The organism is Variovorax sp. YR752, assembly GCF_943372545.1.
Window position 1 is genome coordinate 18,069 of the sequence record NZ_CALRZC010000048.1, and the last position, 25,237, is coordinate 43,305.

Annotated in this window: 17 protein-coding genes; all 17 read right to left on the reverse strand. The window is 69.7% G+C overall.

Features of this window, described 5'->3' with window-relative positions:
* Positions 1-22 precede the first annotated feature (22 nt).
* The 17 genes from tagH to AAG801_RS13915 all read right to left on the reverse strand — a co-directional run bounded on the left by tagH (position 23) and on the right by AAG801_RS13915 (position 24,894).
* Positions 23-1,708, reverse strand: coding sequence for a type VI secretion system-associated FHA domain protein TagH (gene tagH, locus AAG801_RS13835; RefSeq protein ID WP_341888888.1), 1,686 nt, complete (start codon positions 1,706-1,708; stop codon positions 23-25).
* A gap of 154 nt (positions 1,709-1,862) precedes the next feature.
* Complete coding sequence (locus AAG801_RS13840) at positions 1,863-2,258, reverse strand: DUF4150 domain-containing protein (protein ID WP_056584565.1); 396 nt, start codon at positions 2,256-2,258, stop codon at positions 1,863-1,865.
* A 9-nt stretch (positions 2,259-2,267) separates the two neighbouring features.
* Positions 2,268-2,957 (reverse strand): DUF3540 domain-containing protein, encoded by a 690-nt coding sequence (locus tag AAG801_RS13845; RefSeq protein ID WP_180838813.1) that lies wholly within the window; start codon positions 2,955-2,957, stop codon positions 2,268-2,270.
* A gap of 44 nt (positions 2,958-3,001) precedes the next feature.
* A complete protein-coding gene (locus AAG801_RS13850; protein ID WP_341888889.1) occupies positions 3,002-4,057 on the reverse strand; it encodes a pentapeptide repeat-containing protein in 1,056 nt (351 codons plus the stop codon).
* Positions 4,058-4,070: 13 nt separating this feature from the next.
* A complete protein-coding gene (locus AAG801_RS13855; protein ID WP_341888890.1) occupies positions 4,071-6,668 on the reverse strand; it encodes a DUF2169 domain-containing protein in 2,598 nt (865 codons plus the stop codon).
* Positions 6,669-6,697: 29 nt separating this feature from the next.
* Entirely contained in the window at positions 6,698-9,520 is a 2,823-nt protein-coding gene (gene tssI, locus AAG801_RS13860) for a type VI secretion system tip protein TssI/VgrG (RefSeq protein ID WP_192194725.1), read from the reverse strand.
* A gap of 40 nt (positions 9,521-9,560) precedes the next feature.
* The gene (gene tssH / locus AAG801_RS13865) at positions 9,561-12,263 is read right to left on the reverse strand and encodes a type VI secretion system ATPase TssH (protein WP_101488409.1); all 2,703 of its coding nucleotides are present in this window, start codon (positions 12,261-12,263) and stop codon (positions 9,561-9,563) included.
* Positions 12,264-12,302: 39 nt separating this feature from the next.
* Positions 12,303-13,355, reverse strand: coding sequence for a type VI secretion system baseplate subunit TssG (gene tssG, locus AAG801_RS13870; RefSeq protein WP_341888891.1), 1,053 nt, complete (start codon positions 13,353-13,355; stop codon positions 12,303-12,305).
* Positions 13,352-15,244: a type VI secretion system baseplate subunit TssF gene (gene tssF / locus AAG801_RS13875; RefSeq protein ID WP_341888892.1), complete on the reverse strand. Its 1,893-nt coding sequence runs from the start codon at positions 15,242-15,244 to the stop codon at positions 13,352-13,354. Before tssF ends, tssG begins: the two co-directional genes overlap by 4 nt.
* A 7-nt stretch (positions 15,245-15,251) precedes the next feature.
* Positions 15,252-15,767 (reverse strand): type VI secretion system baseplate subunit TssE, encoded by a 516-nt coding sequence (tssE, locus tag AAG801_RS13880; protein ID WP_062481207.1) that lies wholly within the window; start codon positions 15,765-15,767, stop codon positions 15,252-15,254.
* On the reverse strand, positions 15,760-16,602 hold the full coding sequence (locus tag AAG801_RS13885; protein WP_341888893.1) for a type VI secretion system accessory protein TagJ: 843 nt from the start codon (positions 16,600-16,602) through the stop codon (positions 15,760-15,762). The genes tssE and AAG801_RS13885 overlap by 8 nt, the downstream gene beginning before the upstream one ends.
* A 28-nt stretch (positions 16,603-16,630) precedes the next feature.
* Entirely contained in the window at positions 16,631-17,188 is a 558-nt protein-coding gene (locus tag AAG801_RS13890) for a type VI secretion system tube protein Hcp (protein ID WP_101488406.1), read from the reverse strand.
* 57 nt (positions 17,189-17,245) lie between these two features.
* Positions 17,246-19,267: a caspase family protein gene (locus AAG801_RS13895; protein WP_341888894.1), complete on the reverse strand. Its 2,022-nt coding sequence runs from the start codon at positions 19,265-19,267 to the stop codon at positions 17,246-17,248.
* A gap of 128 nt (positions 19,268-19,395) precedes the next feature.
* On the reverse strand, positions 19,396-20,529 hold the full coding sequence (locus AAG801_RS13900) for a hypothetical protein (RefSeq protein ID WP_341888895.1): 1,134 nt from the start codon (positions 20,527-20,529) through the stop codon (positions 19,396-19,398).
* Between the two features lie 27 nt (positions 20,530-20,556).
* The gene (locus tag AAG801_RS13905) at positions 20,557-21,225 is read right to left on the reverse strand and encodes a hypothetical protein (protein ID WP_341888896.1); all 669 of its coding nucleotides are present in this window, start codon (positions 21,223-21,225) and stop codon (positions 20,557-20,559) included.
* A 111-nt stretch (positions 21,226-21,336) separates the two neighbouring features.
* The gene (locus AAG801_RS13910; RefSeq protein WP_341888897.1) at positions 21,337-22,920 is read right to left on the reverse strand and encodes a murein transglycosylase A; all 1,584 of its coding nucleotides are present in this window, start codon (positions 22,918-22,920) and stop codon (positions 21,337-21,339) included.
* A gap of 60 nt (positions 22,921-22,980) precedes the next feature.
* A complete protein-coding gene (locus tag AAG801_RS13915; protein WP_341888898.1) occupies positions 22,981-24,894 on the reverse strand; it encodes a serine/threonine-protein kinase in 1,914 nt (637 codons plus the stop codon).
* Positions 24,895-25,237 lie beyond the last annotated feature (343 nt).

The window sequence follows — 25,237 nt, forward strand, 5'->3', positions numbered from 1 at the left end:
CTGGGGGTTGTTCTGGTTTTCTTCAGGTGTCGGACTTGAGGCGCGCCATCTGCTCTTCGTAGGCCGCGAGGAAGGCCTTGCCGAAGAGGCTGTGGAAGTCGTCCTCGGCCTCGCTCGCGATGCCGCCGTACAGCGCCACGAACTGGTCCCAGAGCTTGGCCTTGCGGTTGGCGGCAAAGAGCGCGTCGAGCGCGGTCTTCGCGCTGATCTTCTTCTCGAGCTCGGCCGGCTCGAAGCGCCCGATGACATGGGCCAGCGCCGCGCGCATGCCCACCATCACGCCGAACTGGTGCGCACGCAGGTCGTCGAAGGCGTCGCGCATCGCGGCCTCGGGCGGCATGAAGCCGCGCACGCCGGGGCCCAGCAGGTGCGCCAGCGCGACCTCGACCGTGGGCGAGAACTTGAGCGGGTTGTTGGCCTGCGACGCGATCATCGTGACCTCGGCGCGCACCTCGCGCTTGAACTCCTGGCGCGTGAGCAGCAGCTGCAGCGTGCCTTCGGTGGACGTACGCAACATCGCGCCGATCCGCTCCATGAGCCCGGGTGTGAGCATCTCGGGCGGCTGGTGCGTGCTGGCCAGGCCGCGCAGGAAGGCAGCGAGCAGTTCGTCGTCGGAGGCGGTGCGCGGGGACGAGGCGGCTGCCGGCGTTGCGGGCGGCGCGACGTACACGGGAGGCGGTGGTGGCGGGGGCGGTGGCGGCTCCGCCACGCGGCCGGCGTTCTCGGGCCCGCTGATGCGGATCGGTTGGCCGGTCACGTCGTCGAACTTCGCGAGCGAGGCCACGGGTGCTGGCGCGGGCGCAGGGGGCGGCGGCGGTGGCGGTGGTGGCGGCGTGATGGCCTTCGGCGGCTCGAAGCCGAACTGGTCGATCGGCAAATGATCGGAACGCGGCACCGGCGTGGCGGGCGCGGGGCGTTGGAACGCGGCCATCGGGTCGGCGTCCGACGCGGTGTTGGGCTGCAGCAGCGGATCGGCCAGCGGCGACAGCGCGAGCGGATCGCCGCCGATCCCGCCGGCGCCCGGCGAGCCGCCGAAGAGGTCGTCGATGCTCGCCGCCTTGCCGTGTGCGGGCGGCGCGCCAAGGTCGGAGAAATCGTCGAGCGCGCCGAGCCCCGCAGAAGGTGCGGCCGACGGCGTGGGGCCGAGCAGGTTCGCGAACGGGTCGACCTGGTCGGCCTGCGCATTGCGCGAGCCGCCGGCCATCGGGTCGGGGAAGAGCAGCGACTCGGCGGGCGCGGCGGCACGGGCCGCAGCAGGCGCCGGGGCGGGCGCCGCCGGTGACCCCAGCCCCGCAAGCAGGTCAGCGAACGGATCGTCGCTGTTGCTGGCAGGCGCAGCGGCCGGTGCCGACATCACGGTGTTGGGAATGACCGGCGCGGGCGATGGCGCCGCAGCCGCCATCACGCGCACCGAGAGTTCGAAGCTGCCGATGACGAGGCGTGCGCCGTCCGTCAGCGCCGCTTCCTTGCCCGCGCCCAGCGACACGCCGTTGCATTGCATCGCGTTGCTGCCGCGGTCGATGACGAAGTACTGGCCCTCGCGGCACAGCACCTGCGCGTGCACGCGGGAGACGGTGCGATCGGGATCGTCGAGCACCAGCGTGTTGGTGTCGGCACGCCCGATCGTGCCCCCGCTGGGACCGAAATCGGCGGCAATGGCCGGCCCTGCCGGGGCGCCTTGCCGTGTGATGACAGCGATATGAATCATGAGTAGGCCCCCGGGGCTGCTACGCCCGAACACGGCCCGCGCGTGCGCGGGCGAAGTCCAAAGGAGTATTCATTCCGGGGGGCGGGTTGGCAATCTCGCCGGAAGAGGTATGCCATTGCGGCGCGGTGGTGGCAAAGCGCGCACTGCATGCACCTCATGGCGCCAGCAGGAGCACCAGCGTCTGGCTCGGCACCGTGCGCACGCCGGGGCAGTTGGTGCTGTTCTGCAGCGAGGTGCTGGTCAGGCGCGTGGCGGGCATGCTGTTCAGCAGCACCGTGAAGGCGCCCGTCAGATGGCGGCTGGGTCCCATGACCGTGCCGGACGCCACGCCCAGCAGCACGCCCGGGTTGTCGCCATTGGTCATGGGAATGACCGTGCCGAGGTTGTGGGCCGGCGTGCACATGAACAGGATCGTCGGGCAGTTCGGAATGGCCATCGGCCCCATCGCGATGTTCGGATAAGGCACCGGGATCGGCGAGGGCGCGGCGGGCGTGATGCAGACATCGGGAAACCCCATGTCCGTTCCCATCATCTGGCAGTTGGCGAACATGGTGCTGCCTCAGCCGAAGTGGATTTGCGCGCCGCGCGTCTTCACCAGCTTGGCGCCGTTGATCAGCGCATGCTCGCCGCGCAGGTGCAGCAGCTCGGTTGCATCGCATTCGATGTGGGCCGCATTCACGCGGTCCAGCCCCTTGGTCGTGCGCAGGTAGTGCTGGCTGAAGTGGTTGACGCGGTCCACCACTGTGCTCAGCAGGCTGCCCACGAGCTTGACCGTGCCGGCGATCATGCGCACCCGTTCGCCGATGAACTCGGTCGAATCGAGCGACACGGTGGCGGTGGCGGCGCGCACGCCCAGGCGGTGCGACGCCAGGTGCAGTTGATCGGCCTCGAGCGCGAGCTGTCCGCCCTCCACCACGAGCCGCGTGTCGCCGCTGCACCGGAGCACGCGCTCCTGCGTGCCGGCGCAGCGCTCCAGCACCGAGAGCACCCAGATGTCGCCGGGTGCCGTGCCGAAGCACAGCACGGTGTCGCCGGCCGCCGGCACCAGCAGGCAGCCCGCGGCCGTTCGCACGGCCGCGACCTGCGCGCCCTGCCGGACGCACAGCGTGCCGTTGCGTCCCGCCTCCAGCAGCGCGGTCCAGCAACGCTCGGGGGGGCCCGCGGGCGGCGCCGGGTCGGCGTCGATCGGCCTGGCGCTGCGCGGCGCGGCGGTGGCGCGGCGGACGGGGTGGTGGGCGGTGGTTTTCATGGCAGGGCTTCCAATGGAAAGAAGGGGCATCGGCCGGTGGCGCCTCAGGCCGGCAGGGGGCGCCAATCTTCGGCCTGGGCCAACTCGGGATCGGTTTCGATCGCGCGGGAGCGGTCCTCGATCTGCGCCTCGTCGGTCAGGGCCCGGTGCAGGCAGGTGCGCGCGAGGGTCGCACCGCGCAGGTCGGCCTGGTGCAGGTGCGCGTGGCGCAGGTCGGCGTACGTGAGGTCCGCCCCGTTGAAGCGCGCCCGGTCCAGCACGGCGCCGGCGAAATGCGCCTGGTGCAGGCGCGCGCCGCTGAAGTTCGCCTGCGGCAGCTTGGCACCGGTGAACAGTGCCTGCGTCAGCACGGCACTGGAGAAATCGACGCCGGCTCCCTGGGCCTCGCAGAACAGGGCCAGGGGCGCGTCGATGCGGTCGAAGCGCGCCTCGTCGAGCGTGGCGCCCTGGAAGTTGCACTGGCGCAGCGGCGCTCCGCTGAACTGGGCACCGCGCAGGTCGGCGCCCGCGAACTGGCAGCTCTCGAGCGCGACGCCGTCGAACGACACGCCGGCCAGCTGCGTGGTGGAGAACGCCACGCGCAGCAGGTGGGCACCGCGCCACGCCACATGGCGCAGATCGCAGCCGACCACGGTCACGTGCGTCCAGCGCGTCGATTCGGCCCCCAGGTCGACCAGGCTGCTCTCGGTGAGCACGCTGGCATCCAGCAGCGCACCGCGCAACATCGCGTGATCGAGGCGGGTCTTGGTGCAGGCGAGCATGCTCAGGTCGGCATCCGACAGGTTTGCATGAGGCGCCTGGCACTCGCTCAACACGGCCGCGTGCAGGCCAGCCCCGTGCAGGTCGATGTGGTCCATCAGGCACTGGTTGAACACGGCGCGCTGCAGCCGCGCCCCGCCCAGCAGCGCGCCGCGCAGGTCGCATTGGTTGAACACGACCTCGCGCAGGTCGGCCCCGCGCAGATCGGCTTTCGCGAAGTTCACCCGGTCGAACAGCCCGCCGGCCAGCTGTGCATTCGAAAAATGACCGCCCGACAGGTCGAGCCCGGCAATCGACTCGCCGAGCAGCACGGCCAGGGTCAGCGTGGTGGTGTTCATCATGGCGGCGGCGTCCTCATGCGCCCGCGGCCTGCTGCTCGGGCGTGAGCCGCGGCCATGTGCGCGCGCGCTGCAGCAGGGCCCCGTCGAAGCGCACGTCGCCGTCGAGCCGTGCGCGCGACAGGTCGGCCGCGAACAGGTTGCTGTTGCGCAAGTCGCAGCCACGCAGGTCCGCGTGCTGCAGGATCGCCTCGCTGAAGTTCACGCCCGCCAGCCTGGCGCCCCGCAGCACGGTCCGGCGCAGCAACGCGCCCTTGGCCGAGGCCAGCCGCCAATCGCTGTCGGGCAGCCGGGCCTCGCACAGGTTGGCGCCGTCGAGCACGCTGCCGAGCATCCGCGCGCGCGACATGTCCGCGGCGCCGAAGTTGGCGCCCTGCATCCGGGCTCCGGAAAAATCCGCGTCGGCCAGGTCGCAGTGCTGGGCGAACACCATGCCCGTGCCGCGTGCACCGCCAAAGCGGGCGCCGGTCAGCTTGCAGGTGATCAGGTTGGCCTGGGCCAGGTGGGCCTCGCGGAAGTCGGCCCCCGTGAGGTCGCACTCGACGAACTGGCAGCCCGCGAGATCGGCCTCGGCGATCGAGAGGCCCGGCAGCGACAGCCGGTAGAACAGCTGCTCGGGCGCCTGCAGCCCGTGCGCATCGGTGCCGTCCCAGCGCGTGCCGATCAGCATGGCGCCCTTCATCCTGGCGCGTCGCAGCGAGAGGCCACCCAGGTTGGCGTGCGACAGCTGCGTCGCGCTGAAATCGGCCTCGTCGAACACCGCGCCCTGCCAGCGCGTGCAACCCAGGTTGGCGCCCTGGAGGATGGCCCGGATGCCGATCGCGCCGTCGAGGTTCGCATGCGCCAGCACCGCCGCCGTGAAGTTCGCGCCCGACACGTTGGCTTTTCCGAAGTCCACGCTCTCGAGCCACGCGCCGGCGAAATTGACATCGCGCAGGTCCAGCCCCGAGAAGTCGGCGCCGGTGAAGTCCATGCCGCCGAAGAACCGCAGCCCGCCGGCCAGCGCCTGCTTCATGCCGTCCTTCAGCGTCTGGGCCTGCGCCGCCTGCATCGCGGGTGCGGGCTGCTGCGCGTGCGCGCCCTGCAGATAGCCCAGCCGCTCCATCGCTTCCTGCTGCAGCAACTGGCCATGCACGGCCGCGAGGTCGAACGTGCCGGTCGCGCCGGCGTTCGCACCCTGGAGCTGTGCCAGCGCCACATCGGCATTGAAGAGCGGCGGCCCCCGATGCTCGATGGGCTTCATGGCCGGGTTCGCCTTGCGCGCCGCCACCGCCTGCTCGAGGGCGTCGAGCGCATCGTCGACGGCCGCCAGCTTCTGCGCTTCGGCCTCCTGCAGCTTCTGCTTCAGATAGGCCACGCGCTGCGCCGGCGCTGGGGGCTCTTCACGCGGCGGCATGACGATGCCCATCGCATCCGGGTCGCGGCCGCTGGCGCGCACCTCTTCCCGTGCGAGGGCCACATCGATCTCGGCGCGGCGGTATTGCGCCTGCGCCTGCAGGCCCTGGCTCGCGAAGGCCTCGGCGGCCCGCTCGGCCTCGGGGTCCACCGCGTCCAGGCCCTCGGGCAGCAGGTCGCTGTCGTCCAGGCATTCGACCCCGCCCCATCGCGGATCGGCGCGTCGCGCCAGCGCATCGAGGTAGTGGGCGTCGGGCCGCGACGCATCGACACGTTCGACGGCGCCGAGCAGTCCGTGCACGTCGGAGCCGTCGTCGGTGGCCACCTCGGCCAGCCCCTGGAACAGCAGCAGCGCCCGTTCGGCATGCGGAAAGAACCAGACCGTCGTCAGGCGCAGCGGCACTTCGCGCAGGCGCGGCTCGGCGGCGCCGACGGCGCGGTAGTCGGCGAACACGCGCGCGCGCAGGCCGGGCAGCCGGCCTTCGAGCCGCGGCTTCTGCGGATGCATGTGATCGAACTGGAAAGGCTCGTCGCCGCGCAGCGGGGCGTCGAACCATTGGTCCTCGGGAGCGAGATTGAAGTAGCGCCAGTCCAGGTCGGGCGCGAAGCCCGGCGCGTGCGCCTTGAGGTAGTCCGCGTCGTAGGTGCCGCGAAAACGCGCGCGCTCCGGATGCATCGGCCCCCGCAGGCCGAAGCCGGCGGGCGCCACAGGCTGTGCCGGATCGCGCAAGGGCTGGTCGGGCCGCTCGATGTGGGGCAACCGGTGGCGCCCGCCCTCGGGCGCTGCGCCGATGCCCTCGGGGTTGGCCGGCACCGCGGGGCCCCCATAGGCATGCGCGGCGTCGATGGGCATGGCGTCGAACGGCAGCGGCGCGCTGGCCTTCGTGCCCTCCCAGTGGCGATCGCCGAAGACGAGCAGGGTCTTGCTGCGGCTGCCCAGCCGCGCGCGCACCGCGCAGGCGCTCGGGCTTTCAGCGGGAGGAAAGGCCTGGCCGTGCACGAGGAACTCGGGCGTGAGCTTGGCCACGCCTTCGTCGACCAGCGGCACCGCCATCTCGCGTCCGATGAAGTTCCAGGCCGACTGCTCGCCCCACAGCGTGCCGCCCTCGGCTTGCTCGAACGGCACGTGCAGCATGGCCGTCACGCACAGGCCGAAGCGCTTGCGGTACTCGATCGGCCGGGTGCTCAGGCAGACAGCCTGGGGTTTGACGACTTGCATGGTGGTTTGCGCGCTGGCCTTCTTCCCGATCAGCCGTTGGGATGGGTGGGGTTGCCGGCGTCATCGCGGCCGAGCAGCTCGCCGGCGCCGCGTTCGCTGCCCACGGCGTCGACGCCGGGGATCATGCCCAGCAGTGCCAGCACCGCGCCGCCGGTGCCCACCGTCGCGACCGTGAGGGCGCCGTCGTTGAGATTGGTGCTCACCAGATTGCGCATGCGCTCCAGCCGTCCGCGCATGCCGGGGATGCGGTCGATGTCGCTGCTCGAGAGAATTTCGTTCATCAACTTCCTCGCGTCGGCGTACTGGGAACCCAGGGACGCCGCGCCGCTGATCATGGAAACGGCACCGTACGCAAGGCTCGCGACTGCCCCCACCGTCCCGGCGGTGGCCATGGCACCCGTCGCGGCGGTGCCCGCCCCGGCCCCGGCGCCCGGCATGATCGAATGCAGCGGGGCCTGCCGCACCGAGGTGCCGTCCCGCTCGATCTTGAGGCCGGCCACCGATTCCATGCTGATGGCCAAGGTGTTGTCGACCTTCAACCCGAGGAAGTTCGACATCGCGATGCCCAGCGCGTTGTCCATGCTCAGCCCCATGAAGGTCGAGCGGGCGACGCCGAGATTGAAGTCGGTGTTGTTGCCGATGTAGCCGCTGGTGTTGGGGCCGAGCACCGTGGTGTTCGAGCCCACCGACACGGTGTTGATGTTGCCGATGGCCACCATGTTGAGCTCGGTGTTGCTCACCAGCGTGTACTTCTGGAACGCCGCGGCATACGGTGCGGCATTGGCATCGATCTTCATCGAGTTGCCGCCGGTCACCTTGAACTCCATGTGCCCCGCTTCGAAGACCATGGTCGGGGCCTTGTACTTCACTCCGCCCTGCACCGTGACGGTCTGCGTGCCCGTGACCGTGCGCGTCTCGTTGCCGCCCGTGATGTCGGTGCGGTTGCCGTCGGACTGGATCTTGTGATGGCCCTTCACCAGCAACGCATGGTCGATGTCGACATTCGTGGTCTGGTAGCCCACCACATGGTTGTCCTGGTTCTTGCCGACCGTGAGCTTCTGGAACTTCTGGATGATCGTGGTGTCGTTGTTCTCCACCGTCGTCTTGCGGTCCCGCACGACCGTGGAGGTCTGGTCGCGCTTCACGGTCACGGTCTGGTCGCGGTCCACCGTAGTGGAGTCGTCCAGCTCCACGCTGCGGCTCATGTTCTTCTCGGCGTGGATGTTGATGTTCTCCTCGCCCTTCTTGTCCTCGAACATGATCTCGTTGTAGTTGTTCACGCCGCCGCCCGGCGTGGACCGGGTCCGGAAGCCGCTCTGCGTGGGCGACTTGTACGGAATGGGCTGGTCGTCGTTGTAGACGCGGCCCACGATCACCGGGCGGTCGGGGTCGCCGTTGAGAAAGTCGACGATCACCTCCTGGCCGATGCGCGGCGCGAAGTAGCCGCCCCAGCCCTTGCCGCCCCAGGGTTGCGACACGCGCACCCAGCAGGTCGACTTCTCGTTGCTCTCGTCGTAGCGGTCCCAGTGAAAGTGCACCTTCACGCGGCCGTGGTCGTCCACGTGCAGCTCGTCGCCCTTGGGACCGACCACGATCGCCGTCTGCGGGCCGGGCATGGTCACGCGCGGCGTGAGGCGCGGCGCACGGAACGGGCGGTCGACCGGCATCACGGTGAGCAGGAAGATGCTGCTGCCGGTCTGCGCGGCGGCCAGCGCGGGCGTGGCGGCGATCAACTCTTCCAGCACCGGCAGGGTGTCGGCGTTCACGGCGTCGTCCCGCAGCACGTCGGCCAGCGCGCGCTGCACGGGCTGCGCCGCCGCGCTGGCGCTCACGCCTTCGTAGCCGCGGTGGCTGGCGATGAAGGTGCAGGCGGCGATCACGTACTCGCCGTTGCGCGTGCCGTCGGGGTCGTCCTCGTACTTGAAGCTGCGTCCGGCCGCGACGTCGGGCCACGGTGTGAGCGCCCAGTGGCGGTCGCGGCGCGCGTTGAGTTCGTCGCCGCGCAGCTTGGCGCGCGTCTCGGCGTCGCCGCCGGTGAAGTAGCCGCCGGGAAACTCGAACATCTCGAACTCCGCGAGTTCGTGCTCGTCGGAACTGTCGATGTCGGCGCCCAGCTTCTTCTTGATGGCCTTGAAGTCGCTGTCGCGCGACGCATGCTTGCCGGTGTCGAACTGCCGCGCGCTGACCCAGCGCGAGATCTCGTTGAAGCGCGGCTCGGCCGCGTTGACCGCCATGTGGCGCAGCGTATCGGTCGCGGGCAGTTTGTCGTGCGCCATGTCGCTGGCGTCCGACAGGTGCATGGTGCCGGGCGCGTCGTGCGCGTCGAACCAGTAGTAGATGCCCTCGTCTTCCAGCAGGCGCGACAGGAACTGGTAGTCGCTCTCCTGGTGCTGCACGCAGTAGCGGCGCGGGTTGTGCGTGCCGATGACGTTGGTGGCCTTGGTCTTCTTGAAGCGCTTGATCGGGCTGTCCTCGAACACCGCGTCGAGCACTTCGAGCACCTTCTTTTCCTGGTGGATGCGCGAGTTGGCGCGCTTGGTGAGCAGCCAGAACCACGAGCGCAGCGTGATGCGGTACTCGTAGTGCCGCCCCATGTGGCCCGCGCGCACGAAGCGCACGGCATGGCCCTGGCAATGCCGCTCGTGCGCGCCGCCGTCGGCGTCCTGGAACGCGATGACGACGTCGAAGGCGTGGCCCAGGATGTCCTTGGCGGCGAGGTCCTTGTTCTTCGACAGCACGGTGAGCTCGTAGGCCGCGGGGCGCGCCAGCGCCTCGTGCCCGACGATGCGCCAGAACATCAGGTCGTCCTTGGCGGGCGAATCGCTCTCGATGCGGAACTCGTGGTCGGCCATCTTGGGTCTCTCGGAAGTGGAGCGTCTCGCTGCGGGGTGCTCAGTCGAACGCGTAGGTGAAGTCGGCGTCCTTCACGTCGAGCGCGACACGGCGGATCTCGCCGCCGGAGGCCAGGCGTTGCAGGTACTCGACCGAAATGGTGGGCAGCACGGTGTTGGTCAGGATCGCGTCGATCACGCGCCCGCCCGACTCCGGGTCCTGGCAGCGCGCCACCACCTGCTCGATCACCGCCTCGGTGTATTCGAAGGGCACGCCGTGGTTGGTCTCCACGCGCTTCTTGATGCGGCCCAGCTGCAGCCGCACGATCTTCTTCATCATGTCCGGCGACAGCGGGTAATAAGGAATGGTGACGATGCGGCCCAGCAGCGCGGGCGGGAACACCTTCATGAGCGGCGCCTTGAGCGCATCGGCCAGTGCGTTCGAATCGGGCAGCAGCTCCGGGTCGCGGCACATGCTCATCACGAGCTCGCTGCCGGCGTTGGTGGTGAGCAGGATGATCGTGTTCTTGAAATCGATCATGCGGCCCTCGCCGTCTTCCATCCAGCCCTTGTCGAAGACCTGGAAGAAGATCTCGTGCACGTCGGGGTGGGCCTTTTCCACTTCGTCGAGCAGCACCACGCTGTAGGGACGGCGGCGCACGGCCTCGGTCAGGATGCCGCCCTCGCCATAACCCACGTAGCCCGGCGGCGCGCCCTTGAGCGTGGAGACGGTGTGCGCCTCCTGGAACTCGCTCATGTTGATGGTGATGATGTTCTGCTCGCCACCGTACAGGGCCTCGGCCAGTGCCAGTGCGGTCTCGGTCTTGCCCACGCCCGAGGTGCCGCAGAGCATGAACACGCCGATGGGTTTCTGCGGGTTGTCCAGCCGCGCACGCGAGGTCTGGATGCGGCGCGCGATCATCTCGAGGCCATGCTTCTGGCCGATGACGCGCTGGTTCAGCGTGTCGGCGAGCTTGAGCACCGCTTCGACTTCGTTCTTGACCATGCGGCCGACGGGAATGCCGGTCCAGTCGGCGACGACGGAGGCCACGGCCTGCTCATCGACCGACGGAAGGATCAGCGGGGACTCGCCTTGCACCGCATGGATCTTGGCCTGCAGTTCGTGCAGCTCGGCGAGCAGCGTGGCGCGGTCGGGACCGGCTTCCGCGGGCTCTGCGGCGGCTTCGCCGTTCGCGGGCGCATCGACCGGCTTGTTGCCCGCACGCAGCTTGCTGCGCAGTTCGAGCAGCCGATCGACCAGCCCTTTCTCTTCCTGCCAGCGCGCATTCAGCCCTTCGAGCTGCAGCTTCGATTCGACGAGCAAGGCTTCGACCTGCGCCGAGCGCTTGGTCACGTCGATGCCGATGGTGGCCTCGCGGCCGATGATCTCCTGCTCGACCGTGAGCCCTTCGATGCGGCGCATGCAGTCTTCCACTTCGGGCGGTGTCGCGTGCTGGCTCACGGCCACGCGCGCGCAGGCCGTGTCGAGCAGGCTCACGGCCTTGTCGGGCAACTGGCGCGCGGGAATGTAGCGATGACTCAGCTTCACCGCGGCTTCGATCGCCTCGTCGAGCAGCTGCACGCGGTGGTGCTTCTCGAGCACGCTGGCCACGCCGCGCAGCATCAGGATCGCCTTGACTTCGTCGGGCTCTGGCACCTGCACGACCTGGAAACGCCGGGTGAGCGCCGGGTCTTTCTCGATGTACTTCTTGTACTCGGCCCAGGTGGTGGCGCCGATGGTGCGCAGGTTGCCGCGCGCCAGTGCAGGCTTGAGCAGGTTGGCCGCATCGCCGGTGCCGGCCGCGCCGCCCGCACCGACGAGCGTGTGGATCTCGTCGATGAACAAAATGATCGGCGTCGGCGAACTCTGCACTTCGTCGATCACCTGGCGCAGGCGCTGCTCGAACTCGCCCTTCATGCTCGCGCCCGCTTGCAAGAGGCCGATGTCAAGCGTGAGCAGCTTCACGTCTTTGAGCTGCGGCGGCACGTCGCCGCGTGCCAGGCGCTGCGCGAAGCCTTCCACCACCGCGGTCTTGCCCACACCCGCCTCACCCGTGAGCAGCGGGTTGTTCTGGCGGCGGCGCATGAGGATGTCGACGATCTGGCGGATTTCCTCGTCCCGCCCGGTCACCGGGTCCATCTCTCCCTTCTTGGCTTTCTCCGTGAGGTCGACAGCAAATTTCTTGAGGGCGTCGCCCTTGCCCATGGCGGCCGGCGCCATGGCGCCCGAGTCTTCGCCGGGTGTGCCGCTGCCCATGCCGGTGCCGTCCTGGGCGCGCATCTGCGCTTCGGGCGAGGCGTCGCAAATCTTCGGGAAGTTGTCGGCCAGGTCTTCGACCTTGATCTTCTCGAACTGCTTCGAGAGATTGAACAGCGGGTTGCGCAGGCTCTGCGTCTTCAGCATGGCGACCACGATGTAGCCGGTGCGCACCTGCGCCTCGCCGAACTGCAGCGTGGCGTAGGTCCAGGCGCGCTCGATGGCGTTCTCGATGTGCGGCGAAAAATCGCTGATGGCGGTGGCGCCGCGCGGCAGGCGGTCGAGCGCGGCCGTCATGTCTTTCGCGATCACCGACACGTCGAGCCCGTAGTGCTGGATCACGCGGTGCAGGTCGGAGTCCTGTGCCTGCAGCAGCTGGGCGAACCAGTGCTCCAGCTCCACATACGGATTGCCCCGCATCTTGCAGAAGACGGTGGCGCCCTCGATGGCCTTGTAGGCCAGCGAGTTGAGTTTGCCGAAGAGGGCGGTGCGGCTGATTTCACTCATGGAGGACTCCGTATCTCTTCTGAACGAATGAAGAGGGGTTTATTGAAAGGAGGCGGGCTGCGGCAGGCGCGCCCTCGACGGCTGACTGGCAATGCGCACGTCCGCCGCATCGCGCGTGCGCGGGCGTTCGCCGAGCCACGAGACCCAGCCCAGGCGCGGGCCGTTGCCCCGGGCCTGGCCCAGGCGCGTGGACGGCACCTGTGCTTTTTCGAGCACCAGCTCGGCGTCCCATTCGAGGGTGTCGCCGAGCAGCTGCTGCATCCAGCGCTGCAGCACGGGCTGCGCGTCGCCGATAGGTAAGAACATGCGGTACTGCTCGACTGTGAGCGGTCCCAGGTGCAGGCGCACGCGGTGCTGGCGGTCCCACGCGCGCGTGCCGAGCATCGCGCCCATGCCCATCGAGCGCGAGCTCTCGCCCTGCCCCAGCCGCGTGAGGTCGTCCGTCGGCAGGCGCATCCAGTGGCCGACCCAGCGCTCCAGCTTCACCGGCACGCCGAAATAACTGCACAGCACCGACTCCACGCTTTCCGCGTTGTGCACGCGGCGTGCGAGCCAGCCCGAAAAATGCAGGCGCGCGTCGTCATGGATCTCGTCGCGGTCGATGCGCCCCGGCGTGCCGATGCCGATCAGCGCGCCGACCTGCAGGCGGAAGCGGTCTTCACCGGGCCGGTCGAGCGCCACGGCCGGACGCGACTGCGCCCACGCGCGGTAGAAGTGCAGCGAGAAGCGGTGCGAGAAGGTGTCGAGAAAAGCCAGCCAGGTCGGATCGCCGTGGTTCAGGCTGCGCTCGCGGATGAAGTCGCTCAGGTGCACCGGCAGCGGTCCGTTGGGGCCGATGTAGCCGAAGAAGTGCTGTCGCAGGCGCGGCGGCGAATAGGCGGTGGCGGGCTCGAAGCGGCTGAAGCTGGCGGGCGCGAACGAGAGCGACGGTTCCTGCCCCACGCGCACCGGCTCGGCGCTGGGCAGCAAGGCGCGACCCCAGCGCGGTGTGGTCTTCGCGACGGATTCGAGGCGGCGCATCACCGCGAAGTAATCGAAGTCCCACGGCTGCGCCGACCACCCGCGCAGCGCGTTGTCCACTCGCGTGCTCACAGAATCTGTCGTGTCCCGCACAGCGGCCTCCAGCGCATGGCTTCGCCCTTGCCGGCGACACGCAGCACGGTCTCGACGAAGTGATTCACCTCGACATGGCGCGCGAGAAACTGCGCGAGCACGGCGCCGAACAGGAAGGCGCTGTGGCCGTGGAAGGCGTCCTTGTCGACTTCGAGCGTCACTTCGAGCCCGCGCCCGAAGGCGATCGGGCCCGCGAGCGGCAGGCGCCGCGCGACGGACTTGCTCTTCACCGACAGCAGCCCGCGCACCTGGCCCTGGCGCATCTCGTCGGCATGCACGGCGTAGAGCATGAGCGTCTCGCGCAGCGCGGCGGCGCCCTGCTCCGGCGTGCTGTCGGACAGCGACAGGTAGTTGAGCGCCAGGTGATCGACCACGCGCCAGCCCAGCCCCTGACTCACGACCGGCGACACCGGCCGCGACGGCCCGCGCACCATGCGCACGCGCTGCACGGGAAAGGAATCGACGCAGTCGAAGTCGTTCTCGCGGCCCAGCGGCATCAGCAGCGGCAGGTCGCGGTTGGTGCACAGCGCGGTCACGGCGAGCTGGCGCAGCGTGGCGGCATACGGCGCCTGCTGCGGGTCGACGATCTGCATGTAGACCTCGGAGCCGATGTGGCTGCTGCGATGGCCTTCGGTGCGCTGGCGCACCGAGAGCATGCGCGGCTCGCGCGTGGTCGTGAAGTAAGCCGGATGGCTGTTGCGGCTGCCGTGGAAGGCCGAGTAGAACGGCCGGAACGGTTGCTCGGCCACCGCGGCGTCGGCACCGGGCGCGCCGTGACCGATGACCTCGGTGACGGTGTGCACCTCGAAGTCCTGCGGCCGCGTGCGGTCGGGCACGAGGTGGAGCTGGCTCACGCCCTCGGTCACGGGCACGCGGTCGAGCCGCTTGGTGAACAGGTTGACGGCGGGCACGCAGTGCAGCTGCACGTTGTCGGCGCTCACCAGCTTCTCGAGCGCCGCATCGCCGCGCGAGAACAGCAGCACGATCTCGATGTCGGTCACCGGCATCGTCGCGAGCAGCGCCTGCAGCCCGCCGATGCGCACGAACTGGAAGCGCTGCGGAAACGCGAAGTACTCCTGCAGCAGCCGGAAGCCCGAGAAGCCCGTGGCCGTGACCGGCAGCAGGGCCTCGTCGTCCTCGAAGCCGACCGCGCCAATGGCGCTGCCCGGCAGGCTGCGCGCCGTGCCCTGCAAGGCGCCACTGGCCGTGAGCGGTCGCACCCACACGCCGATGGGCTGGCCCAGCGCGCATTCGTGCAGCTGCCAGGCCACGTCTTCCGCGCCGCCGAAATGCAGCACCAGGTCGTCGAGCCCGATCTGGCTGAAGTCCAGACCCGCCGTGGCGCGCAACGCGATGCGCAGGCCGCCGCGGATGGCGCGCGACTGCGGATGCGTGTTCAACGGCAGGTCGGGCGCATAGGTGAAGTACTGGGCACGCTGCACCTCGATCGGCCAGATGCGCAGCGCGGCGGCGGTGCGGAACTCGCAGTGCGTGTTCTGCCCCACGGCCTGGCGCGCACGCAGGCCGGCACCGCGCGGCAACGTGGGGCCGGCCGCGAGGTTGGCGTCTTCCGGGTCGGGCACGAACGACACCACCGTCATGGCCGGCGTGGGCGCCAGGAAGTGCGGGTAGACGATGTCGAGCAGGTGGCCCGTGAAGCGCGGGTATTCGGCGTCGAGCTTCAGGCCCACGCGCGCCGAGAGAAAGGCCGTGGCCTCGATCAGCCGCTCCACGTACGGGTCGGCGACTTCCTGGCCTTCGATGCCCAGGCGGTGCGCGATCTTCGGAAAAGCGCGCGCGAACTCGGCGGCGCTTTCGCGGAAGTAGCGCAGTTCCTGCTCGTACAGGCTCAGCAGCCGAGGGTCCATGTCGGACTTACCTTGGGTTTTGCGCCATGTCCACGATCTCGATGCGTCCTTCTTCCAGATCGACGCGGCTTCGCATCAGGAACTCGAGCGGCACGGGCTGCGCCCACAGCATGCCGCGGATCTGCAGGCCGATGCTGTTGTGGGACTCCAGGGCCGGGCCTTCCATGACGAGTTCGACTTCGAGTGTGCGGGACAAAATGCGCGGCTCGAACTGCAGGATTGCGTTCTTCAAAGCCTGTTCCATGCTGACACGCTGCACCGACGAGGTGAACTGGCCAGACAGCATAGGCAATCCGTAGTTGATGACGGAGCGCGCGGCATTCGGGTGCTGCTTGTCATCCATCGAGAGGCCGTGCCCCGTGGCATTGAAGAGCCAGCCGAGGTCGCGCAGCACGGCCTGGCGCAGCGCCTGCTTGGTGAGCGTGCGCTTGTCGTCGCCCTCGCGCTTTTCATCGGGCGCGTGGTCGACGAGGCGGTCGAGCAGCGAGGGCTGCAGCCGCTCCTGCGCGGTGAGTTCAGCCACCGCCGCTGCTTTCTTCACCGCCCTCGGCCGTGTCGGCGGCGGCGGGCGTGAAGAGAATTTCGCGCACGTCCATCAGCGCGTACTCGCCGGCATCGCTGCCGAGCACACGCTGGCCGTAGCCGGCCCAGACCTCGGGGCGCAGCTCGCGCCACTCGGTCTTGCGCGCCAGGCGCAGCTCGCCGTCTTCCTGCGCCTCGGTGCCTTCGTAGCGCGTGGGAATGAGCGCCAGCGTTTCGCCGCCGTTCTCGAACTGCAGGTGCGCGGGCATCCAGACGCAGTCGCGCAGGTCTTCGGGCGGTTCGATCTTGATGTGCGCAAGCCGCGCGTAGGGAATCCAGTAGTACTTGCCGTTGACGAAGGCCTCGAGCACCGGGCCCAGGCGCATGTCGGCGTCGGCCAGCCATTCGAAGGGCACGCCATCGATGGTGCCGGCGATGGCGGGTGCGCCGTCGAAGGCGCGCTGGCGCAGGTCTTCGGCCAGCCCGCTCTCGCCGCGGCCTTGCCGCAGCAGCGATTCGATGAGCAGTGCCAGCCATTCATCGGGCTGGCCGAAGATCATCGGCGTGCGCGTGCCGGCGAACACCTCGGCGCGCAGGCCTTCGCAGCGCACGGCCTCGCCGTACACCTGCTTCATGGGAACGGCGAGCGCGTCGAGCTCGGCCGCGACGGTGAGCTGGTTGAGCGCGCGCTCCCACTGCCCGAGCACGCACAGCAACTGCGCCATGAAGACGCGGTGCTTGGCGTCGGAGGGTTTGGCGCGCACATCGTCGCTCAGGGCCTTGAGAGCGGCCACCGGGTCGGCGGCCTTGAGGAAGTCTGCGGCGGTCGTCGTCATGGCGTAGTGCTCCTGGAGGCGTTCGGAATCAGGTCCGGGTGAACTGGCATTCGCGCACCGCGCCGCGCGCGCCGCTGGTCTTCTGCGGGGCCGACTTGATCTTCACCGTGCGGTAGCTGATGGAGACCAGCTCCGAGGGCACGCCCCAGTGGCCGCCGGAGTTGAGCACCAGCCGGCAGATGCGCGCGTTTTCCAGCGACATCTCGAAGGTCGATTGCGCCTCGGGCGATTGCGGATCGCCGCCGGCCTTGTAGGCGCTGATGACGACCTTCAGGTCTTTTTCCTGCGCGCGCAGCAGGCTGGCGAGCGTGGCCGTGGCCGCGTCGCTGCGGCGCGCGACGACCAAGTTGTTGGGCACGACCTGGTTCTGTGCAGACGACTCGGGCACCTGCACCGACCAGTAGTAGCCGCCGATGTTCAGGCGCGCCTTGCCGTCGTCGAAGACGCGTTCGAGTTCGCCCTCGACGGGCGAGCCCTTGCTCTCGATCATCATGACCAGGTCGGTCTCGGCCGAGCCGGTGCCGATCAGTTCGTAGAACTGCCGTGCGTCTTCGGGGCTCCAGGAGCCGTCTTCGAGAAATGCCATATCAACCTCCGGATTCGGACAAAGAAATCAACTGAACCGGCACCACGCGCGCCCGCCTCATGGCCGCGCCCCACCGTCTGCCGTGGCAGCGCTGCTGCTGCCGCTCCTGCGCAGCAAGGCCGCGAACACCTGGCGCTCGCCGCTGGCGGCCGGTGGCTGGCCGCCGCGCACGCGCACTTCCGACACATCGGCCTGCGCCGCGGCGGCCACGCCGAACAGGCGCGGCGCGCTGTGGGGCGCGGCCGGCACCGCCATGACGAGCAGGCGCGCCTCGCCGGCTGTGTCGAGCCAGGGCAGATCGAAACGCTTGACCGCCGGCTGCTCGGGCGTGCCGCGCTTGAAGCGGTTGGTTTCGCCGGCCCCGTCGGGGTACACCGCCTGCAGCGCGCCGCGCGCGTCGATGCCGGTGATGACGAGGTCGAGCGAACGGCCGCTGGTGTTGCGCACGTTCAGGCGCACGCGCTCCCCTGCCCGCAATGCAGGCAGCACGCTCGCGGCCTCGGCGACCGGCACGCTGCGCAGCAGCCGGTCGGCGCTCCAGACTTCGAGCGCCGCATCGAAACCGTCGAGCTGACCGCCCTTCGCATGGGCCTGCAACTGGGCCAGCCACTTGAGCTGCGCCAGGGCCTGGAGGCGGCGGCGCAGCGCGGCCACGTCGGGCACCACGACGGCTGAAGCGGCGGTGCCGAACACGGGCGCGAGCGCTTCGAGGCGATGGCCTGCGGGGCCGAGGTCGGTCCAGCGCACGTCGGCGCTCGCGGGATCGTCGGCCAGGCGGATCGCCGCCGGGTAGTCGAGGCTCAGGCCGGCGGGCAGCGCCTTGTCGGCGCGCACGCGCAGGGCCGTCGCGGCCGGCTCGGTGACCGGCGTGACGCTCCAGAAGGCGCTGCCCGGCAGGTCCTTCAACGCCGCGGGCACGGCGAGCCAAGCGCCGCCGAGCTTGATCTGTGCGATGGCGGCCGGTGCGCGGCGCACGGTGCCGTCGTCGAGCGTCGCGAGCACGCGCACCTCCTGCAGCGCCGCCAGGCCGTCGAGCAGGCCGGCCTTGACGGCCAGGCTGTCGCCGCTGCGTTGTGCACTCCACACGGGGCGCGTGGACGCGGGCGCGCCGCTGTTGGCAAACAGCGGCGCATCGAGGTTGCCCTCGGCCACGGGCGACGGCAGCTCGCGCGTGGGAAAGCGCTGCGCGAGCTCGTCGATGACCGGTGGGTACAGCGCGAGCACGCCGTCGAACAGGTCGCGCCAGGTGGCGGGCTTGCGCGCCAGCGACTCGACCACGGCCCAGGTCAGCAGGCCCTGCGGCCGGGCGCTGCGCGCCTTGCGCGGCAGGCGCAGCTCGGGCGTGATCTGGTGGCTCTCGGACGCGAACAACGCCACGTAGCGGGCGCGCGGCACGGCGTCGTTCACTACTGGCGGAGAAAGGGAGCGTGCGGGTGCCCCACCGCCTGTGAGCTGCGTCGTGCGCAGGCCGCGCCAGCGCACCTCGTCGTCGGCCGGGCCTTCGGCGGTCGCGGGCGCATCGCCCGTGCCGCGCGTCATGGAGTTGGCGGAGCAGGTGTCGAACACCGAGGCGACGAACACGTTCTTCGCGAGGAAGGCCTGGATCCAGGCGTCGAAGTCGACGTCGCGCAGGTCGCCGCTGAGTGCGGCGTCGGCGCCGAGCGTGCCGCGCACGTCGCGCGCGAGGAAGTTCTCGGACAGGCCGTCGGGCTCCTGGTAGCGCTTGGCCACGTCGCGCAGGCGCGTGCCATGGCCGGAGAAATACAGCAGCACGAAGTCGCCGCTGGCCGACTGCGCGAGCAGCCGCGCCAGCGCCTCGTGGATGGCCTGCGATTCGGGCAGCGCGGCGCCGGGCACACCGTCGGCGAGCACGGCGATGTCGGGCACGGTGAAGCCCTGCTTCAGCAAGGCATCGCGCATGAGCATCACGTCGTTGCGCGGCGCCTGCAGCCACAGGGCCTGCGGCTGGTTGACGAGTTCGGAGACGCCGACGAGCAAGGCGCGCTGGGTGGCGAAGGCGGTGCTGCCGCAGACGAGCAGCGCCAGCATCCACAGCACCTGCAAGCCGAGCACCCGCATCGCTCCTTCCCCCGCTGGGGGAAGGTTGGGATGGGGGCGGGCAGAGCGCCCGATGGATGCGCCGCTTGCCCCCACCCCCGCCCTCCCCCAGCGGGGGAGGGAGAAAGACGGGGGCCGCGCGGCGCGTGTCATCGTTGTTCCGAAGCCGGTCCGGCTGATGCAACCAACGGCGACGCCGCAAGCACCGACAAGTCGCCGACCGGATCGGCCACGCGCAACCGCCAGACGCCGTTCGGCCCCGGCCCGCCGACCACTTCGGCCGACATCGTGCGCAGCAGGCGATCGGCTTCATCGATGCGCACGCCGTCCTTCCAGCGCACGACCAGATTCGCCTGCGCCGCGACAGGCGCCACAGGCACCGAGCGAAAGCGCACGTCGTCGTCTTCGGTGGTGCTCCGCCCGCCGATGAGCCCCACGTTCTGGATCACCGCGAACAGCGCCACCGCCGCAAAGGCTGGGCGCGCCCAGCCTTCGGCGCCGAACCAGCGGCGGATGCTGCCCCACCAGCCGTCTTCGGGCCGTGGCAGTGGCCGGGCGGGCGATGGCGATGGTGCGGCGGGCGTTTCGTCCTGCGGTTGCGCCAACGCACGACCGAGTTGCAAACCCGCATCGCGGTACAGCGCCTGGTAGTCGACACGCGGGTCCTGCGGCCCGAGCGGCGTGCCCGACAGCACCGAGAACGCACCGCCCACGGCGCGCAGCGCAATGCGCCCTGGCTCCGGTGAAATGGTGGGCACCGCGTGCGCGGCCCATTCGTCGTGCACCGCGCGGATCGCGGCCAGCCGCGTGGCCGACACCTCGCCGAGCACGCGCGCGGCCAGCTGCGGGCTGGGTTCGAGCGTGAGCACGTTCCAGGCCTGGATCACGCCGAACATCGGCTCGAAGGGCTCGTCGTCGGGCTCGAGCAGCACGTCGAAGTCGGAGGCCCAGTCGGGCTCGCCGGCGGCCATCCAGCCCTGCCAGAGATCGCCGTGGATGCAGCGGTCGAGCAGCACGCCGAGCAGGCGCCCGTCGTGCACCACGCTCACGAGGCGGCCCGGCGCCCAGCGCGCAGTGAAGGCGCGCCGGGCGACAGCCTCGCGGCGCCGGGCCAATTCGGTCAAAGGGAGCAGCAGGTCCGACACGACGGGCGTGCCCGCGCTCGCGCTGCTGCTGTGCGGCATCGCGACGGTGGCAACGCCCGGTGGGGCATCGCCCGGCGGCGCGCCGGTTTCGAACGCATGGCGGATCACGCTGAGCGGGGGCCAGAGGTCGGTGGTCATGGCGTCTGTTCCTGAATGGCTATGTCTTCAGACATAAGACGCTTCAGCTCCGAGGATTTTGAAAACCTGCAGGATCGCCGCCATGTTGTCGGCCTCGAGGGCAATGCCCAGGGTCTGGCCGATCCAGCTGCCGATGCGGGTCTGCGCATAGCCGGCGCCCAGCCCTTCGCGCTTGTGCACGAGGCCCAGCCGGCCAGCGCGGTAGTGGTACGAGGCGATGGCGTGGCGCGAGGCGATGCCCGACAGCCCGCCCTCGGCCTCCTGCCCGAAGCCCTCGCACAGCAGGATGCGCTCGGGCTCGGGCAGCCCGGCAATGAAGGCGCGCGCCGCCAGCTGCACGGCCTGCGCGCTCAAGCCGTGCTCGGCCAGGCAACCCTCGAGGTCTTCGCCCGGGCCGAGTTCGTCTTCGAGCTGGACCTCGGTGATCTGGTCGCCGATGGACACCTTGCGGCGGAACGCGCTGGCGCGCGTGCAGTCGATGAGGTAGCGGCGGAAGTACGCGCACAGTGCGAAGGCGGTGGAAGGTGCGCTGTGGCCCGCGCGCTCTTCCGACTCGTCGGGGTCGGCGTCGAGCCGCAGCACCTTCACGTAGATGAACTGCGCCACCAGCTCCTGCCGCCCCTCGCCCAGCACCTGCAGCTCGGGCGGATTGCAGGCCACGAGCGCATCGCCCACGATGCGGTACATGGTGCCCATGTCGTCCGAGGACAGCGTCTGCCGTCGCCGCCAGAGGCGGACGAGTTCAGAACTTTCTGCGGACGAAAGGGTTTCCTGCATGAAGGGCCAAGGGGTTCGAGAAAAGTGGAGTCAGTCGTCGACGCAGACGCCTTCGCTTGGAACGAGGCATTGCGGCAGGTTGGCGCCGACCGGACCACCGCGCGTGCGGATCGCCCCCGACACCGCCGCCTGCGCCACCGCAAGGCCGCGCGGCAGCAAGATCCACAGCTGCCCGCGCTCCTTCATGCGGCGCGCGTTGGTGGCGGCCTGCTGGCCGTTGCCAAAGAAGTAGTCGGCCCGCACCGCGCCGCGGATCGCGCCGCCGGTGTCCTGCGCGATGGTCAGGCGCTGCATGGGCGCGCCGCTGCCGGGCGTGCGCGTCGACACGAACACCGGGTAGCCCAGCGGTGTGCTGCGCGGATCGACCGCGATCGAACGGCCGGCCGACAGCGGCACGCCGAAGGCACCCACCGGGCCGCCCGCGGGCGAGGTCGATTCCTTGAAGAACACGTAGCTCGGGTCCTTGATGCCGGAGCCGGCCACCGCGCCGGCCGTGCGACGGCCCGGCACCACCACCGCGCCGCTGGACGTGGGCCGTGCCAGCGTGAAGCCGCGCGTGCGGATCACGCTGTTGTCGATGGCGCCCGTGTCTTCGTCGTCGCCGTCGTCCAGCGTCAGCTCGAGCGAGCCGCCGCGCACCTTCACGGCGCTGCGCGGCTTGCCGTTGGCGGCCTGCGCGATGGTCGGGCGGAACGGCTGGCCGTTCTGCTCGGCATAGGCCACGCGCACGATCTCGCCGCTGGGCAGCTTGATGCGGCCCGAGCCCTGGATCTGCATCTCGTACAGCGCGGTGGCGCTGCTCACGAAGGCCAGCACCTTGGCGTTGGGCGCGCCCTTGGTCTCGATCTCTTCGCGCGTGTAGTACGGCAGCAGGCGCTTGCCGTCGATGCGCAGGCGCACCTTGCGGTCGAGCGTGTCGCGGGTGATGGCCGAGAGGTCGAGCGCGTACAGGCCCGGCGCGCCCATGTCGCGCGTGTTCAGGCCGGTCTGCACGATCACGTTGCGGCCCTCGACCTTCGCGGCCACCGTGCCGCTGCCGGCCGGGAGCTTGCGCGCATCGACGAACAGCATGTCCTCGGGCTGGCCGTAGACCGGGTAGATGAATGGCGCGACGTAGGTGCGGCTGCCCGCGATCTCGGGCTCGAAGTAGCCGGTGACCACGCCGTCGGGCTTGCGGTCGTCGTCGCGGATCTGGTACGCCGAGAACTCGCTTTCGAAGAAGCCGCGGATCGCCTGCGTGCTCTTGCCGTCGACCTTCAGCGCGCGGTCGCACACCTCCTTCCACTCGGCGCCGCGGCCGTTGAGCACCTTGCAGCTGCCCAGAAACGCCGGCCAGCTTTCCGAGAAGTCGTCGCGCGCCCAGCCCGGCACGGCGTCGAAGCCGACCGAGGTGTAGGTGGCGAGCTGGGTCGAGAAGGTGCGCGCCTGCCCGGCCACGCTGCCGCCGGTGGGACGGGCCGGTGCGGTCGCGGGGTCGGTCGTGGCGGTCGGCGTGGCGGCTGTGCCCGTGGCGGACGGCGGCGTGTTGGCGCAGGCGGCCAGCAGTGCCAGCGCGACCACGGCGGCCGTTCGGCAGAGGGGAAGCGCGAAGTGCGGCGACGGTGACGTGTGCATGAAAGTCTCCTGGTCGGGTCGTGGAAAGGGGGCCGAAAGCGGCCGACGCTCTACAGACGATTACTTCTCGACGATTTTGAAATTCGCGACGCCATAGACGTCGTTGCACGGCGGAGCGCCCGGCGCGCACACCGGTTTGCCCAACAGCGGCGACGGCCCCGTGCCGCGTGTGGCTTCGAGTGCCGCGAGCACCGGCAGCGGGAACTGCGGGAACACGCCTTCGTTCTGCACGCCCGAGGCGCCGAAGTCGCGCTCGTGCTCGCTCACGAGCACCGCGAACTGGTTGGTGCCGGCCGGCCCGCCGGCGTCCATCGGCCAGGAGGCGCGCGGCAGCGCGAGCGCGGCGTTGGCGGTGATCTTGTTGTACTTGTCGAGCAGATTCGGGAACAGCAGAAACATCTCGCCGCCGCTGGACAGCAGGAACACGTAGACGAAGCCGTCGCGCTTGCTGCGCACTTCGAAGGCCAGCTTGTCCTTGCCGATGGCGACCTCGGCCTTCTTCGGCGTGGCCGTGACCTCGAAGCCCGGGGCGGCACCGGCCGCGAGGGATTGCAGGGATTCGATGGGGGTGCGTGGCTTGGGGGGCGGCGGGGGTGGAGGCGGCGGTGGGGCCTCGGCGACCTGGGTGGGGGTGTCGGGGGGTGGTGCGGGTGTGGCGGTTTGCGCCGTCTTGCCTGCATCGCCTTCGCCGCCTGTGCGGCCGAGGAACCACCATCCGCCGCCTGCTGCGGCGAGCAGCACGGCAGCGGCGACTGCGCCGAGGACGGCCTTGTTGTTGCTGCCGCTGCTCTTGCTGTTGTTGGAGACAGGTGCCTTGGCGGCGATGGGCTTCGGCATGTGGGCCGTGCCGATCACGGTGGGTGCATCGGCACCCGACTGACTGCTTCGTGCACCCGACGGCGGCACGGTGCGCGGCGTGGGTGCGATGCTGTGGCCGACTTCGAGGCCCAGCGCCGCGCGCAGCTCGGCCATCGACTGCGGCCGCGCTTCGGGCCGCACGCCCAGGCCCGCATCGATCGCGGCGAGCAGCCGGTCGCTGTAGCGCTGGCGCAGGATGTCGTTGCCCGCGAGCGGCACGTAGCTGTCGGACAGCAGCCGCGCCACCGACGGCGGCGGCGCACGGCCGCACACCGCGACGTGCATCACGGCGGCGAGCGCGTAGACGTCGGTCCACGCGCCCTGCGACATGTCGGGCATCTCGGCGTACTGCTCGATGGGCGCGTAACCGGGCTTGAGGATGACGGTGATCGCCTGCGTCTTGTCGGTGATCACGCGGCGCGCGGCGCCGAAGTCGAGCACCACGGGGCGGCCGGAGCCTTCGAGCAGGATGATGTTGTCGGGGGCGATGTCGCGGTGGTAGCAGTTGGCGCTGTGCATCACGGCGAGGGCCTGCGTGACGCCGTCCATGATGCGGGTGAGCCAGGCTTCGTCGACGCCTGCCGGGATGGCTACGAGTGCTTCTCGCAAGGTGTCGCCCTTGTAGAAGGGCATGACCATGTAGGTGGTGCCCTTTTCTTGCCAGAAGCGGTAGACCTTGAGTAGCGAGGGGTGGTCGAACTGGGCGAGGAGGCGGGCTTCGTTGATGAAGCTGCGCATGCCTAGGTCGAAGGTTTCTCTGTGTCTTTCTGACAAGGGGACTACGGTGCCGTCTTGCTGTCTTGTCGATAGCGATGTGGGGAGGTATTCCTTGATGGCTACTACGCGTTCTAGGGTGTGGTCCCAGGCTTCGTAGACGACGCCGAAGCCGCCTTGGCCTACGACTCGGGTGACTTCGAATTCGGCCAGGCGGCTGCCTACGGGGAGGAGGCCTGCGTCGTGGGTTGCTGTTGCTGGGCTGTTGACTGGGGTGCCTGAGGCTGTGGTGAAGCCGCCGGCGGTGATGACGGTGGCGCCGCCTGTGTCAGCTTCGGTTGTGGGAGTGCGTGAGACGACTCGGGTGCGGTCGTCTTCGGGTGGAGGGGCGTTGTCGGTCATTGACCTGCTCCTGCTGGGTGAACGCCGTTTTTGGTTTGCTTTCCGGGGCCGGGTCTCGCCCCGGCGGGCGACCTACTTTTCTTTGCTTCGCCAAAGAAACGTAGGCAAAAGAAAGGCGACCCTACTGTCTGCGTCCCTCCGCGTCGCTGCGGGCAACCTGCGGTGCTCACGTTTCGCGGGGTCTCGCCCAAACTCGCTTCGCTCAAACAAGGGCGAGCCCTGATCCGCGAAACGCTGCGCTCCTCGGCGCATACAGAAGGGGTTTGGATACCAAACGGGCCATCGCTGCGCTCGGCCAGTGGGCCGCCGCAGGCGCTTCGCGCCTGCGGCGGTTGGAATTTGT